Below are 14,882 nucleotides of genomic sequence, written 5' to 3'. Positions count from 1 at the left end.
ATTCACTTGCCGCATCTTTATCATCATTTTATTTTCCAGGCGCAGGAACAAATAATATTGACAACGTGTGCTTAAATTACCACACCAGCTGGATATTATTGTCTTTGCAAAATGCTATCCACTCTGCACCCGGTGATTTATCAGTTATTATGTAATTAATATGACTAAAGTCAGCTAACTGGACAAAAGCTTTGCGATCAAACTTAGAGTGATCAACCAATAACGCAACCTCTGTCGCCTGACGGATCATTGTCTTTTTGATTTCAGCTTCCGCTTCGTTAGAGTCCAGCGCGCCGCTGTTAATATCAAGACCTTTACAACTCATTACCATGATATCGACATGGTAGCGGCTGATGATCTCTTTAGTAATTCTTCCTTGCAGGGAAAGTGTATTTTTGTTTAGTTCCCCCCCCGTTGAAACGACTTTAATTTCTGATTGAGCCAGAACATGAATCGCTTCCGCCGAGTTAGTTAGCAACGTCAGGTCACTACGGTCCTGCAACAATTTGAGCAATTCCATAACGGTACTACTGGAATCGGCTGCCATAGTGGTTTTATTGTCGATAAAGGGTAGTGCCTTGCGTGCAATAAGCTGCTTCTCTTCATAAAACGATGAAGCGCGCTTATAAAAATGGATATTCTCCGTCAACATCGCTGTATTTAAAACAGCACCACCATAGGTTCTGGTCAAAAAGCCTTCATCTTCCAGCTTCTCGAGATCGCGGCGAATGGTTTCTTCGGTTACCTGAAAAATCCCACTCAAATTTGAGACTGTCACCTTTTTATCGTTGGCAACCATTTGCTTAATTGCCTGAATCCTGTCTTTTGCCGCCACGATTACACCCCTGTATCTTTTTACATCACATTAGCGCGATTATCGCATAACCGATGTTTACTTTCAAAATAACCTGTTTGAATCACAGATTTTCATCACAGTTTTCACAGAAACAGAGGTGAATCGTGTTGAGTATTTAACGCTCCAGGGCCTCTGCCATTTCCCTCATCAATGTTGCGTCTGCATCCGATAAGTTGATATTCAATGCCGCGACATTTTCGCGTACCTGTTCCGGTGCAGTAGCCCCACTAAGAATGGAGATTAAATCACTCTGTTTTAATATCCACGCCAGTGCCAGAGTGGGAATTGTGCACTGATAACGAGCACAGAGTGGCTGCCACTGTTCAAGCATATCAATCACTTTCAGCATGTTTTCACGCTGGAACCAGACTTTATTTGCCCGAGCGCCGCCCGGAACGTAATCACGAGTGATGGTACCGGTCAACAATCCCTGCTCTAACGGCGAATAAACCTGTACCACAATGCCATTATCACGACATAGCGGCAGCAGTTCGCTTTCCATTGCCCGGTCGAGGATACTGTATTTCGCCTGAATAATATCCAGTTCACCATATTGCAGATACTCGCGGATATGGTCAGCATCGACGTTAGCAGCGCCTATAGCGCGAATTTTCCCTTCGTCCTTTAACTCATTGAGCACTGCGACAGTTTCAGCGATCGGCGTAAAAAATGGCGGCACCGACTGCCAGTGCGTCATGTAGATATCGATGTAATCAATACCCAGACGTTGCAAGCTGGCTTCTACCTCTTTGCGGATAGATTCCGGGGAAAGGTTTTTATACAACTGCCGATCGCCAACTTTGTTGAATAAACTCCCTTTTCGTTCCCAGACAATGCCGCATTTGGTTTCTACTACAACCTGTTCACGGGGCAGTTTTTTTAACGCCTGACCGACGATAACTTCACTATTGCCAAAGTTATATCCTGGCGCAGTATCAATCAGGTTAATGCCGCAACGATGGGCTTCAAGAATCGTATCAATACATATTTGTCGATCGAGATCGCCATTCCATGCAGGACCGCCGCCAATGGCCCATGTCCCCAACCCCATTCGCGAAAGCGTAATATCCGTTGTGCCTAAAGGTATCTTTTTCATTTGCCTTCATTATCCTTCGCATTCTTCCAGCAATTGTTCGACCAGCTTTCTGTTTTTTACGCCGGTGGAGGCACCGACGCTTAGAACCGAGATAGCCGCCGTTGCATTGGCAAAGCGTGCGCATTCACGCAGATTTTTGCCTTCTAACAGTGCCGCAATAAAACCTGAAGCAAAGTTATCGCCCGCGCCAATGGTGTCGATGGCGGTTATTCCTGCGACCGCCGGCACCTTCATCGTCATGTCACCACGCTTGATAAAGCAGCCGTCTTTACCCGTTTTAATCACCACCGTTTTTACGCCGCACGCAAGAAAGCAGTCAGCAATTTCATCCAGTGTCTCTTTCCCGGTGAGTAATTTTGCCTCGGCATAATTAGGAAACAGATAATCGACATAACTCAATGCTTCGCAAATATCATCCAGCGTTTCATTCAACCGCGGTTTGATCATATCGGCACAGATAATCATCTGCCGGGCTTTAGCTTGCGTAAAAATTTCTGTTAGCGCTTTACCATCCAATAGAGGACTGTTGAAAATACTGGCCAGAGATAATAATTTCGCCTGAGAAAACCGCGAAAAATCAACATCGTCAATATTCAATTTCCACAGACTGCCGTTACAGTTTGTGACAAACGTCCGCTCGCCATCCTCCGTCACCAGTCCAACGTTAATTGAGGTATCTATGCTGACGTCCTGCTTCAGGCTTTGAATATCAATATTCTCTTTGCGGCAATGGTCGAGAATAAATTGCCCGGCGGCATCTTTACCAATACGACTCATTAATGCTGTGCGATGGCCCAGACGAGAAATAATTGTTGCTTCATTTATTGCATCACCCCCGGTGGTCATTGCGATTCTTTCAAGAGGATAAGAATCCACATCAAAGATATTTTTACTGACCGGTTGCAATGGAATATCAACAATAGCGGCACCTATACAAATAACGTCGAGATTATCCATATCATTATTCCGCTTTGCCATCAGAACCGAACAGTTTAATTTTTTCCAATGCCCGTTCTTTTACAGCTTTACGTACTTCACGTTCTAAATGCAGGAAAGGCTGATCCTGGTTTTCTTTCACTGCTACCATTGCGGCCTGACAGAGCTCCGTATGAATGTTGATTTTCGCGATACCCAACGAAATTGCAGTTTTAATGTCGGTATCACTGATCCCCGATGCGCCGTGCAAAACCAGCGGAACAGAAACGGCATCGCGTACGCGTTTGACGACCTCAAAATTCAATTGTGGCTCTGACGTATAAACCCCATGTTGGTTGCCGATGGCGACAGCCAATGAGTCACAGCCCGTACGTTCAACAAATTCAGCCGCCTGGTCAGGATCGGTATAGTGATAGCCCGCCAGCGCTTCTTCATAAACGGTTTCATTACCGACATGCCCTAATTCTGCCTCTACCGGAATACCCAGCGGATGGAAGAAATCAACAGCCTCTTTGGTTAAACGAATATTTTCTTCGAAATCAAATGCGGAAGCATCACGCATTAATGAATTCATACCATGAGTCCAGGCGTTATGAATAATTTCCATACTCCGACCATGATCCCAATGAGTTATTACCGGCACCGTTGCTTTTTTTGCCATTGATACCATCATGTGAGAGAAATCTTCAAAAGAGGTGTTCCCGACAAAACCTGTACCAAAAGAAATAATAACCGGTGATTTCGCTTCTTCGGCTGCGTCGATAACGCCCATCAACATTTCTGCATTCCATACGTTAAAATGGGCAATTGCATAATGTTTATTTGTGGCATCGTTTTCCCAATATCTGATATCTGCGAGCATATTCTGTTCTCCCGTATTAATTAATCGCTAATTTTAATAACGCCTTTAATAATGTCGCGTTTGTTGTTAACCGACTCTTCAAATGCCTGTTGTACATCCTGATAATCGTAAATATGTGTCACCATCGATTTCACATCGAATCGCCCTGAGGAAATAGCTTCAATCGTGACCGGATAACGATTGGCATAGCGGAATACTGTCTGAATAGTGACTTCGCGATTGATTTTGAGGAAATTGATTGCCGAATCGCCCGGTACAGTACCAACAATCATAATTTTACCGCCGCGCATTACCAGATAAGGTGCCTGTTTAACGGTGACCGCAGAACCCGCTGTTTCGAAAACAATATCTGCGCCCATTTCTTCGGTAAATTGCTGACAGCGTGCAATAGTGTCTTCTTTTGCACCGTTAATAACCACTGTCGCGCCGAGCTGTTCCGCCATTGTCAGACGTTTATCCAGTACATCAACGACGGCAATATCCGTAGCTCCCAGGCATTTGCACGCTTGCAACGTCATCAAACCAATACAACCCGCTCCCAGAATAATTATCTTCTTACCCGGTTTAACATCTGCCAGCATCGCGGCATGCATCCCGACTGCAGCAGGCTCCACCAGCGCCCCTTCCATCATGTCCATATTGTCGGGCAGTTTGTAAGTAAAGCTCTCCGGATGACACAGATAGTGCGTTAATGCGCCGCGGTAGTTAGGTTGTGTCGCCATAAAATCAACGTCCGGGCAGATGTTATATTTGCCTTCCAGACAGTAACGACAGTGACCGCAAGGAACGCCAGGTTCGATATTTACCCGATCCCCCGCTTTAAATTTGCGCACACGGCTTCCCACAGCCACAACCGTCCCGGCGCATTCATGACCCAAGCCAATTTCTTGATTTGGGTCTTTAGGCGGAATAAACGGGCCTGATTCAAAACCATGTACATCTGAACCACAAATACCGACATATTCCACTTTAATCAAAACTTCATCTTCTTTAGGCACAGGTATTTCTGCTGAAATAATTTTCATTGTGCCCGGCACCTGCAATATTGCTTTTGAATTTTTCATTTTGAATCCACCAGTATTATTTATTGACTACTGCATCAATACTTAAACTTTCAACGGAGACACCTTTGGTTTCAATTCCAATGGTGGCGATAGCAATTGCGACAATAATTGAAACCGCCCCCAGAAGAATAAAGACTCCCGTTACGCCATAACTACTGAGCAGCACTGCAACGGCATAAGGTGCGGCAATACCACTGATTCGCCCTACTGCATTCGCCAGACCGGAGCCACGTAATTTGGCCTCTGTCGGCCAGATCTCAGGGACATACACTGCCGAGGCATAGCAAACGTACATATAGACGAAAGTAATCAGGAAGAAACCAATCAACGTTATGAGCAACATACTGGTTTGCAGTGAATAGATATATCCGAGCACCGCAATCAGGATTAATAGCCCCACACCCATTGTTTTACGCGGAATTTTATCCATCACCAGCATAGCAATAAAAATACCAAATGGCGCGCCAAACATACTCATGGTATTTAAAACAATCGAGTCTTTTAAATTAATCCCCTGGGTCATGAATATTGTTGGCAACCAGTTAATTAGTGTGTACTGCACAACGTTCATGGCAATCAGCACACAAGAGCCTAATATCACGCGTTTCAGTAATACTCCTGTCATTAAGGCTGAATACGGCACCGCTTGTGGCGCTTTACCGTCATCAGCAATAACCACGGGCGGCAAAGGTTTTCCCGTCTGGCGTATGACGCCTTCTTCTATACTCCGCATGACTTTCTCGGCTTCCTGATACCGTCCGCGCGATTCCAGCCAGCGCGGGGATTCAGGAAAGTAGCGCCAGGCCAGCGCCGTAGCGATAAGCGACAATATTGCAGGGATAAGCAGTTGTACTCGCCAGTTCCACTCTGCACTAATCAGCGGCGTGAGTCCCATCGCAATCAATGAACAGAGCGGATATGACCAGTTGCCAATAAAAGAAACCCGACTGGACCACGTTCCGCGATTTCTACCGGGCATATATTCGGTGAAACCAGCAAACAGCGTCACCAGTAAAGCTCCCAGCCCAACGCCCATCACAAAACGGCAGGCAATAAGGAAATCCATATTCGGTGAAAAAGCACCGACCACCATCGAGGCAATATGAATGGCCTCATAGAGGATGAACGCATTTCTGCGACCGGTTTTGTCACCGATGATGCCGCCAACCAGCGCACCGAGAAACATTCCGGCGGTCGTGATTGCTGAGAATGTGGCAGTGGTGGAATTATCTGTCCAGCCCAACTCTTTCAGCTGCGCGAGGATCAAGCCACCAACGGCATTACTCCAGCAGACAAGCAAGCCAAACGAGACGATGGCAAACATTGACGAATGCCAGCGGCAATCCGGTAAGCGATCCAGCCGTGCACCACAATGCGGTTTTGTTATCTGTTCCATGCGATAACGTTCCTTCAGGAGAGTAGTTATTCATCAAAGTCGTAAGTCATGATCACTTTGATTGCGGTTTTATCGACCATCGCATCAAACCCTTCGCGCCATTGCGACAGGCCGATACGATGCGTGATCATCGGTTTGACTTTGATAGCGCCGCTGGCTAATAGCCGGAGAGCGTTACGCCATGAGGTGGAGTCATAGGCCATATGCCCAATGATGCTTTTGTTCCAGGCGGTAATGTCATTAATCGAGAAATCAAGAGGTTTGAAGCCCATTCCAACGCGTACCACTTCCCCGTTCGGACGGAGCATTTCGATGGCTTGTTTCAGTGCGATATTGGCACCGGAGCATTCAATCACCAGTCCCAGATTGTCTTTGCCACAAATTTGCTGGCAGCGCGCCACCACATCTTCGGTAGAACCATTTACTACTGCCGTCGCACCCAGTTCTTTTGCAACCGGGAAGCGGACCGCCACATCTTCTTGTAGACCAACGACGACGATATTTACCGCCCCCATAATCCGCGCCATTTGTACGGAGAACAGCCCGAGTGGGCCAGTGCCGATGACGACCACATCCTGACCAGGGAGGAATTTCGATTGCTGCGCGATGGATTTATAGGCATTACAGATAGGGTCAAGTATGGCTGCGTCCTCATAATCAACACCATCAGGGATTTCCCACAATGCATGACGATGAATTTTGAGAATTTCACCAGGAACCAGACAATATTTGGAAAAACCACCGCCCCAGGTATTGTTATCCAGACCAAGGTTTACTTTTTCTGTACAACACAGAAAATCACCTTGTTCACAGGCCGGACAAACGCCGCAGACGTGACCGCTGTTATCCGACACGACGCGTTGCCCCACTTTCCAGTCTTTGACTTTTTCACCAACCTGCGCAATACAACCTGCGAACTCATGGCCGCGGATAGAGTTAAACTCATCAGAACCGCTATCGACATTGTAGTGCTTCATGTCTGCGCCGCAGATTGCCGCGGCTTTAATTTCAATCACTACATCTTCCGGGCCACAAATGGGTTGTGGGACATCGATCATCTTGTAGCCGCCAAAGGCTTTGCCAAACCGAGCCAGTGCTTTCATTGCGTCATCCTCTGTGTTTTGTTTTGCTTAGATGGTCATCATACTTACCCACATGATTTTTGAGGTCAACATTAAATCTGTAAAACACAGATAATGATCTGCGTTTTACAACTCAGATCACAATTACGCAGAAAATGGCTGGATCTGTTACAGGTTGATGGAAGGCGGAACGCAAAATGAGCAAATTTGAGAGGGATTACCGGCCAAATAGGTCTGAGACTTAAGTTCAGGAGAAGTCATTCAGGCGTGAACGCGACTGCAAGAGACCGGGCTGGGACTTAGCCTGGTCGTGACGAGATAATTGAGATGAGTCGTGGGGTTATTGTTGGCTATCCCCTTTATAACCGCGGCAAAAAGGGGACAAACCACTTACTTAAACATGGCAATAGCCTTTGCTGAGATACCAAAATCTTCTTTTAACTGTTGTTTGCTCTTCATGACCATCTGACCATTTGTGTCAATTGTCATATGCTGTGCTTCGGTATTATTGCGGGCTTGCCACAGCATCACCAGTTGCAGGCAGTTCTCTTTTTGTTCCTCGGTCAACGCAACGCCATCAGGCCATTTGCCCAATTCAACGGCGGTCGACAAACGCTGGTATACCTCAAGCGTCATGCTGTTGATAATGTCATCAAGATTCATAATTTTTCCGCTCCTGTGGAATAAGTTGCTGAATCGTTTTTTCAACCGTTGATTTCTTCGCCGTTTTCGCCATCGGTAAAGCGTAAAGAGGCTGAGTTAACACAATAACGTTCACCCGTTGGCTGCGGCCCGTCGGGGAAGACATGCCCCAGATGGGCATCACAGTTACCGCAACGAATTTCTATGCGCTGCATTCCATGTGACAAGTCTTTGATATAACGAATGGATTCTTCACTCACCGGTTCGTAGAAACTGGGCCAGCCACAGCCGGAATCATACTTGGTTTGGGAATGAAACAGCGGGGCATCGCAGATCAAACAGTGATATACGCCGTCACGCTTGTTATGCAGTAAACGACCCGTAAATGGCGGCTCTGTCCCATGATTCTGCGTCACGTAGAACTGCATCTCGGACAAATTTTTTTTCAGTTCTTCTGCCGAAGGTTTATTAGCCATTTGCTCACATCTCACTTTAATCGTGCTCACATTACGTGACTGATTCTAACAAAACATTAACACCAACTGGCAAAAATTTGTCCTAAACTTGATCTCGACGAAATGGCTGCACCTAAATCGTGATGAAAATCACATTTTTATCGTAATTGCCCTTTAAAATTCGGGACGCCGACCCCATGTGGTCTCAAGCCCAAAGGAAGAGTGAGGCGAGTCAGTCGCGTAATGCTTAGGCACAGGATTGATTTGTCGCAATGATTGACACGATTCCGCTTGACGCTGCGTAAGGTTTTTGTAATTTTACAGGCAACCTTTTATTCACTAACAAATAGCTGGTGGAATATATGACTATCAAAGTAGGTATCAACGGTTTTGGCCGTATCGGTCGCATTGTTTTCCGTGCTGCTCAGAAACGTTCTGACATCGAGATCGTTGCAATCAACGACCTGTTAGACGCTGATTACATGGCATACATGCTGAAATATGACTCCACTCACGGCCGTTTCGACGGTACCGTTGAAGTGAAAGACGGTCATCTGATCGTTAACGGTAAAAAAATCCGTGTTACCGCTGAACGTGATCCGGCTAACCTGAAATGGGACGAAGTTGGTGTTGACGTTGTCGCTGAAGCAACTGGTCTGTTCCTGACTGACGAAACTGCTCGTAAACACATCACCGCTGGTGCGAAGAAAGTGGTTATGACTGGTCCGTCTAAAGACAACACTCCGATGTTCGTTAAAGGCGCTAACTTCGACAAATATGCTGGCCAGGACATCGTTTCCAACGCTTCCTGCACCACCAACTGCCTGGCTCCGCTGGCTAAAGTTATCAACGATAACTTCGGCATCATCGAAGGTCTGATGACCACCGTTCACGCTACTACCGCTACTCAGAAAACCGTTGATGGTCCGTCTCACAAAGACTGGCGCGGCGGCCGCGGTGCTTCCCAGAACATCATCCCGTCCTCTACCGGTGCAGCTAAAGCTGTAGGTAAAGTACTGCCAGAACTGAATGGCAAACTGACTGGTATGGCGTTCCGCGTTCCGACCCCGAACGTATCCGTAGTTGACCTGACCGTTCGTCTGGAAAAAGCTGCAACTTACGAGCAGATCAAAGCTGCCGTTAAAGCTGCTGCTGAAGGCGAAATGAAAGGCGTTCTGGGCTACACCGAAGATGACGTAGTATCTACCGATTTCAACGGCGAAGTTTGCACTTCCGTATTCGATGCTAAAGCTGGTATCGCTCTGAACGACAACTTCGTGAAACTGGTATCCTGGTACGACAACGAAACCGGTTACTCCAACAAAGTTCTGGACCTGATCGCTCACATCTCCAAATAAGTTGAGATGACACTGTGATCTAAAAAGAGCGACTTCGGTCGCTCTTTTTTTTACCTGATAAAATGAAGTTAAAGGACTGCGTCATGATTAAGAAAATTTTTGCCCTTCCGGTCATCGAACAAATCTCCCCTGTCCTCTCCCGTCGTAAACTGGATGAACTGGACCTCATTGTGGTCGATCATCCCCAGGTAAAAGCCTCTTTTGCATTACAGGGCGCACACCTTCTCTCATGGAAACCTGCGGGTGAAGAAGAAGTTCTGTGGTTGAGTAACAACACACCGTTCAAAAATGGCGTCGCTATTCGCGGTGGCGTACCGGTTTGCTGGCCGTGGTTTGGTCCGGCTGCACAACAAGGCCTGCCTGCGCACGGTTTTGCCCGCAACCTGCCGTGGACGCTGAAATCACATCATGAAGATGCTGATGGCGTAGCGCTGACTTTTGAATTGACGCAAAGCGAAGAGACGAAAAAATTCTGGCCGCACGACTTTACGCTGTTAGCGCATTTCCGCGTGGGTAAAACCTGTGAAATCGATCTTGAATCACATGGCGAATTTGAAACCACCTCTGCCCTGCATACCTACTTTAACGTGGGTGATATCGCTAAGGTAAGCGTCAGTGGGCTGGGCGATCGCTTCATTGATAAAGTGAATGACGCGAAAGAAGATGTACTGACCGACGGTATTCAGACCTTCCCTGACCGTACCGACCGCGTGTATCTGAATCCGCAAGATTGCAGCGTGATTAATGATGAAGCGCTGAATCGTATTATCGCCGTAGGTCACCAGCATCATCTGAACGTTGTAGGCTGGAATCCGGGACCGGCGCTTTCAGTTAGCATGGGCGACATGCCGGACGATGGCTACAAGACCTTTGTTTGTGTAGAAACGGCTTACGCTTCAGAAACGCAAAAAGTCACCAAAGAAAAACCTGCACATCTGGCGCAATCCATTCGCGTTGCCAAACGTTAATTTGCGTTAATGTTGTGTGCCGGGTGCGATGCATCCGGCACGTATCAACATCACACCATATCCAGCGCAGTTTTTCCTTTTGGTGCCGGATACGCTTTATCCAGCATAGCTAATTCCGCTGACGAAAGTTCAACCTCAAGCACAGCCGCATTTTGTTGGACATGTGCGACAGTTGCCGCTTTTGGAATCGCCATCACCCCCTGATGGCTGATTACCCACGCCAACAATACTTGTGCCGCGCTGATATTGTGAGCATGTGCAATTTCGTTGACTACTGCGTTTTTTAGCAGCCCATTGCGCAACCGCCCGGCCTGAGCTAACGGACTGTAAGCCATCACCGGTATCTGCTGTTGCTGGCACCAGGGGAGTAGATCGTACTCAATCCCTCGTGAACCGAGATGGTAAAGTACCTGATTAGTGGCACACTGATTTCCCCCCGGCAGCTGCCAGAGTTCCTGCATATCGGCATAATCAAGGTTAGAAACGCCCCAGCGGCGGATTTTTCCCTGGGCGATCAATTTTTCCATCGCTGCGACAGTCTCTTCAAAAGCGAAACTGCCAGACCAGTGTAATAAGTAGAGATCGAGATAATCAGTATTGAGACGGCGTAAACTGGCTTCGCATGCATTTATCGCTTTTTGCCCGCCAGCATTCCACGGATAGACTTTAGAGACGAGAAAGACGTTATCACGTAGGCCGGTTAATGCTTCCCCAACCACCATTTCGGCACCGCCCTCGGCATACATTTCGGCGGTATCAATGAGGGTTAAACCGAACTCAATGCCCGCGCGTAGTGCAGCTACTTCTGTTTTACGCTGACTGGCATCTTCGCCCATATACCATGTTCCCTGCCCTATGGCTGGCAGTGAGACATCGCCACTAAATTGAATCATTTTTTGTTGCATTGTTTCCTCCCAGGTATTGCACCACCGTAATGCAAAACAGGGCATGACGCCCTGTTTTTATGCACAAAATGCCCTGGAAAGATGCATTATCAGAATTTGTAGGTGATCCCGGTAGAAATCAGGCCAGTCCAGGATTTATCCACCATTGGGCTGTCAGTAACTTCATCAGACAGACGGGTGTAGCGCGCGGTACCGTAAACACTCCAGTCGCCGAGGAAGTTGTAGCTGGCGCTCAGCTCCAGGTAAGGGCTCCAGCTGTCGTTCGGGTTATAGCCACGCAGACCGCTGCGAGCAGACTCTTTGCGCGATACGCCATAATAGTATTCGTTCTGGTTTTCGCTGTTCCACTGTACACCGATACCCGGGGTCACGGTCAGGCCACCGTTGGTGTAACGATACAACCAGGCCATATCCCAGACGATGCCGTTGCTGTTATCCAGGGTATCGCCAGCCAGGGTGGTACGCAGGTAACCGTACTGGGTAAAGTGAGCATAAGACAGACCAGCCATCATGGTGCTCTTACGGTCATCCAGGTGACGCATTTGGTGATCGCCACTGTCTTTCGCTTTGAAGTAAAGCGGCGACCAGTAAGCGGTAATTGAAAGTTTGTCCGTTGCGTCATTCCACAGGTAGTAACCACCACCTAAGCCACGGAACCAGAAGTTATCGCCTTCATAGTTGATTACCGGTACTGGGTAAACATCGGTATCGTAATCTTTATATGGGTGTTCAACGACACCTACGCCTGCGCCCAGGGAAAATTTACCTTCAGCGTGCGCTACGCCTGCAGACGTTGCGATAAGCACTCCAAGTGCCAGAAGTTTGAGTTTGGTCACAATTAATCATTCCTTAAACAAATGTTTAGCGGGCGACAAAGTTTACCCGTCAATACATCGAAACCCAACCTTTTTACGTTTTCATTTTTTAAAGTAACTGTTTAATTTTCCTGACGCGGATGACACCGCGCTTACAGCCAAATGAATTTAGCGTTACTGGCGACCCTGGTCTTTACATTAATTATGCAAAATTTATGGATGAGTTGTTGATATGCCATTGAAATTAAGAAAGCCGTGCAGGCAAGTTTTCCATTTGCCATCTACGCTTAATTTTGAAGGTGTATCACCGGGCACGTTGTTCTCATCGTCGATAAAATGGCATGAGAGTTGCTGTGTTTTAGCAAGAGACGTCGTTCAGTTTACCTCTTCCGGGAGCCTCTACTATTCATATGAACGGCTCTTAACCTGTGCTAAAAAACGAAAGGACGGCATACCATGAATATATTCGATCACTATCGCCAGCGATATGAAGCTGCCAAGGACGAAGAGTTCACACTGCAGGAGTTTCTTACCACTTGTCGGCAAGATCGCAGTGCTTATGCCAACGCGGCTGAGCGGCTATTGATGGCTATCGGTGAGCCTGTCATGGTCGATACAGCCCAGGAACCCAGACTTTCTCGACTCTTTTCTAACCGGGTCATAGCACGTTATCCGGCATTTGAAGAGTTTTACGGCATGGAAGACGCGATTGAACAGATTGTCTCTTATCTGAAACACGCGGCTCAGGGGCTGGAAGAGAAGAAACAAATCCTGTATCTGCTGGGGCCTGTGGGTGGGGGTAAATCATCGCTTGCTGAGCGACTGAAATCATTAATGCAGCTCGTACCGATTTATGTATTGAGCGCCAACGGTGAGCGTAGCCCGGTCAACGATCATCCGTTCTGTCTTTTCAATCCGCAGGAAGATGCGCAGATTCTGGAAAAAGAGTATGGCATTCCTCGCCGTTATCTCGGCACCATCATGTCGCCGTGGGCGGCAAAACGCCTGCATGAATTTGGTGGCGATATCACTAAGTTCCGGGTAGTGAAGGTCTGGCCGTCAATTCTGCAACAAATTGCTATCGCCAAAACGGAACCCGGTGATGAGAACAACCAGGACATCTCCGCGCTGGTTGGGAAAGTCGATATTCGTAAACTCGAACACTACGCGCAGAATGACCCGGACGCCTACGGCTATTCCGGTGCACTGTGCCGCGCCAACCAGGGGATCATGGAATTCGTTGAGATGTTTAAAGCACCGATTAAAGTGCTGCATCCCTTGCTAACCGCCACTCAGGAAGGTAACTACAACGGGACGGAAGGTATCTCCGCCCTGCCGTTCAACGGGATTATTCTCGCCCACTCGAACGAATCCGAATGGGTCACTTTCCGTAATAACAAAAACAACGAAGCCTTCCTTGATCGTGTTTACATCGTGAAGGTGCCGTATTGCTTGCGCATTTCCGAAGAGATCAAAATCTACGAGAAATTGCTTAATCACAGTGAATTGACTCACGCCCCCTGCGCCCCTGGCACGCTGGAAACGCTGTCACGTTTTTCCATTCTTTCGCGCCTTAAAGAGCCAGAAAACTCCAGCATTTATTCAAAGATGCGGGTTTATGATGGCGAAAGTCTGAAAGACACAGATCCCAAAGCCAAGTCGTATCAGGAATATCGTGACTACGCCGGTGTCGATGAAGGGATGAACGGTCTGTCGACGCGTTTTGCGTTTAAGATCCTCTCCCGCGTGTTCAACTTCGATCATGTAGAAGTGGCGGCAAACCCGGTCCATCTGTTCTACGTCCTGGAACAGCAGATCGAGCGCGAGCAGTTCCCGCAAGAGCAGGCAGAACGCTATCTGGAGTTCCTGAAAGGTTACTTGATCCCGAAATATGCCGAGTTTATCGGCAAAGAGATCCAGACGGCCTACCTTGAATCCTATTCCGAATATGGGCAAAACATTTTCGACCGTTATGTTACCTACGCGGATTTCTGGATTCAGGATCAGGAGTATCGCGATCCAGATACCGGGCAGCTGTTTGATCGCGAGTCTCTTAACGCCGAGCTGGAGAAAATCGAGAAACCGGCGGGGATCAGTAATCCAAAAGATTTCCGCAACGAGATTGTTAACTTCGTACTGCGCGCCAGAGCGAATAACAGCGGACGCAATCCGAACTGGACCAGCTATGAAAAACTGCGCACGGTTATCGAGAAGAAAATGTTCTCCAATACCGAGGAGCTGTTGCCGGTTATTTCGTTTAACGCCAAAACGTCAACCGACGAGCAAAAGAAACACGACGATTTTGTCGACCGTATGATGGAAAAAGGCTACACCCGTAAACAGGTGCGTTTACTGTGCGAATGGTATTTGCGCGTACGTAAATCGTCTTAACAACCCTGGCCCGGTACACATGCTACCGGGCCTACAACGACAGCGAACCGTGGGCC

Annotated in this window: 14 protein-coding genes; 3 read left to right on the top strand and 11 right to left on the bottom strand. The window is 47.6% G+C overall.

Annotated elements, in window-relative coordinates; translation table 11 throughout:
* Positions 1-76 precede the first annotated feature (76 nt).
* The 9 genes from ACJHYD_RS04630 to msrB all read right to left on the bottom strand — a co-directional run bounded on the left by ACJHYD_RS04630 (position 77) and on the right by msrB (position 8,410).
* Entirely contained in the window at positions 77-835 is a 759-nt protein-coding gene (locus ACJHYD_RS04630; protein WP_000719088.1) for a DeoR/GlpR family DNA-binding transcription regulator, read from the bottom strand.
* Between the two features lie 136 nt (positions 836-971).
* The gene (ydjG, locus tag ACJHYD_RS04625) at positions 972-1,952 is read right to left on the bottom strand and encodes an NADH-dependent methylglyoxal reductase (RefSeq protein WP_000723733.1); all 981 of its coding nucleotides are present in this window, start codon (positions 1,950-1,952) and stop codon (positions 972-974) included.
* Between the two features lie 9 nt (positions 1,953-1,961).
* Complete coding sequence (locus ACJHYD_RS04620; protein WP_001551216.1) at positions 1,962-2,909, bottom strand: carbohydrate kinase family protein; 948 nt, start codon at positions 2,907-2,909, stop codon at positions 1,962-1,964.
* A gap of 4 nt (positions 2,910-2,913) precedes the next feature.
* Positions 2,914-3,750, bottom strand: coding sequence for a ketose-bisphosphate aldolase (locus tag ACJHYD_RS04615; RefSeq protein ID WP_000878883.1), 837 nt, complete (start codon positions 3,748-3,750; stop codon positions 2,914-2,916).
* Positions 3,751-3,770: 20 nt separating this feature from the next.
* Positions 3,771-4,814 (bottom strand): NAD(P)-dependent alcohol dehydrogenase, encoded by a 1,044-nt coding sequence (locus ACJHYD_RS04610; RefSeq protein ID WP_000798093.1) that lies wholly within the window; start codon positions 4,812-4,814, stop codon positions 3,771-3,773.
* A 16-nt stretch (positions 4,815-4,830) separates the two neighbouring features.
* Entirely contained in the window at positions 4,831-6,210 is a 1,380-nt protein-coding gene (locus ACJHYD_RS04605; protein WP_000435316.1) for an MFS transporter, read from the bottom strand.
* Between the two features lie 26 nt (positions 6,211-6,236).
* Positions 6,237-7,313 carry a zinc-binding dehydrogenase gene (locus tag ACJHYD_RS04600; protein ID WP_000645196.1) on the bottom strand — a complete coding sequence of 359 codons (1,077 nt, stop codon included), beginning with the start codon at positions 7,311-7,313 and terminating at the stop codon, positions 6,237-6,239.
* A 369-nt stretch (positions 7,314-7,682) separates the two neighbouring features.
* The gene (locus ACJHYD_RS04595) at positions 7,683-7,955 is read right to left on the bottom strand and encodes a YeaC family protein (RefSeq protein WP_001328831.1); all 273 of its coding nucleotides are present in this window, start codon (positions 7,953-7,955) and stop codon (positions 7,683-7,685) included.
* Between the two features lie 41 nt (positions 7,956-7,996).
* Positions 7,997-8,410: a peptide-methionine (R)-S-oxide reductase MsrB gene (gene msrB, locus ACJHYD_RS04590; RefSeq protein ID WP_001284618.1), complete on the bottom strand. Its 414-nt coding sequence runs from the start codon at positions 8,408-8,410 to the stop codon at positions 7,997-7,999.
* Between the two features lie 341 nt (positions 8,411-8,751).
* Between msrB and gapA the strand changes: the two genes are divergently transcribed.
* On the top strand, positions 8,752-9,747 hold the full coding sequence (gene gapA / locus ACJHYD_RS04585; protein ID WP_000153502.1) for a glyceraldehyde-3-phosphate dehydrogenase: 996 nt from the start codon (positions 8,752-8,754) through the stop codon (positions 9,745-9,747).
* Positions 9,748-9,830: 83 nt separating this feature from the next.
* Positions 9,831-10,715, top strand: a complete 885-nt coding sequence (locus ACJHYD_RS04580) for a D-hexose-6-phosphate mutarotase (protein WP_001343163.1) — start codon at positions 9,831-9,833, stop codon at positions 10,713-10,715.
* A 50-nt stretch (positions 10,716-10,765) separates the two neighbouring features.
* Here the strand turns inward: ACJHYD_RS04580 and yeaE are convergent, their stop codons facing one another.
* Both yeaE and mipA read right to left on the bottom strand, forming a co-directional pair.
* On the bottom strand, positions 10,766-11,620 hold the full coding sequence (yeaE, locus tag ACJHYD_RS04575) for a methylglyoxal reductase YeaE (RefSeq protein ID WP_001389767.1): 855 nt from the start codon (positions 11,618-11,620) through the stop codon (positions 10,766-10,768).
* Positions 11,621-11,709: 89 nt separating this feature from the next.
* Complete coding sequence (mipA, locus tag ACJHYD_RS04570) at positions 11,710-12,456, bottom strand: scaffolding protein MipA (protein ID WP_000163771.1); 747 nt, start codon at positions 12,454-12,456, stop codon at positions 11,710-11,712.
* 435 nt (positions 12,457-12,891) lie between these two features.
* Here mipA and yeaG point away from each other — a divergent pair, with 435 nt between their 5' ends.
* Positions 12,892-14,826, top strand: coding sequence for a protein kinase YeaG (gene yeaG, locus ACJHYD_RS04565; protein ID WP_001019882.1), 1,935 nt, complete (start codon positions 12,892-12,894; stop codon positions 14,824-14,826).
* Positions 14,827-14,882 lie beyond the last annotated feature (56 nt).

This window comes from Escherichia sp. WS1368 (assembly GCF_046487485.1).
GTDB classification, from domain to species: domain Bacteria; phylum Pseudomonadota; class Gammaproteobacteria; order Enterobacterales; family Enterobacteriaceae; genus Escherichia; species Escherichia coli.
This window is presented reverse-complemented; position numbering and strand designations above follow the sequence as displayed.

Excerpts from the sequence above, each read along its gene's own strand:
- ACJHYD_RS04580 (WP_001343163.1), top strand. The coding sequence starts at position 9,831 with ATGATTAAGAAAATTTTTGCCCTTCCGGTCATCGAACAAATCTCCCCT.
- ACJHYD_RS04595 (WP_001328831.1), bottom strand. The coding sequence starts at position 7,955 with ATGAATCTTGATGACATTATCAACAGCATGACGCTTGAGGTATACCAG.
- ACJHYD_RS04615 (WP_000878883.1), bottom strand. The coding sequence starts at position 3,750 with ATGCTCGCAGATATCAGATATTGGGAAAACGATGCCACAAATAAACAT.
- ACJHYD_RS04610 (WP_000798093.1), bottom strand. The coding sequence starts at position 4,814 with ATGAAAAATTCAAAAGCAATATTGCAGGTGCCGGGCACAATGAAAATT.
- yeaE (WP_001389767.1), bottom strand. The coding sequence starts at position 11,620 with ATGCAACAAAAAATGATTCAATTTAGTGGCGATGTCTCACTGCCAGCC.
- ydjG (WP_000723733.1), bottom strand. The coding sequence starts at position 1,952 with ATGAAAAAGATACCTTTAGGCACAACGGATATTACGCTTTCGCGAATG.
- ACJHYD_RS04620 (WP_001551216.1), bottom strand. The coding sequence starts at position 2,909 with ATGGATAATCTCGACGTTATTTGTATAGGTGCCGCTATTGTTGATATT.
- gapA (WP_000153502.1), top strand. The coding sequence starts at position 8,752 with ATGACTATCAAAGTAGGTATCAACGGTTTTGGCCGTATCGGTCGCATT.
- ACJHYD_RS04605 (WP_000435316.1), bottom strand. The coding sequence starts at position 6,210 with ATGGAACAGATAACAAAACCGCATTGTGGTGCACGGCTGGATCGCTTA.
- yeaG (WP_001019882.1), top strand. The coding sequence starts at position 12,892 with ATGAATATATTCGATCACTATCGCCAGCGATATGAAGCTGCCAAGGAC.
- ACJHYD_RS04600 (WP_000645196.1), bottom strand. The coding sequence starts at position 7,313 with ATGAAAGCACTGGCTCGGTTTGGCAAAGCCTTTGGCGGCTACAAGATG.
- msrB (WP_001284618.1), bottom strand. The coding sequence starts at position 8,410 with ATGGCTAATAAACCTTCGGCAGAAGAACTGAAAAAAAATTTGTCCGAG.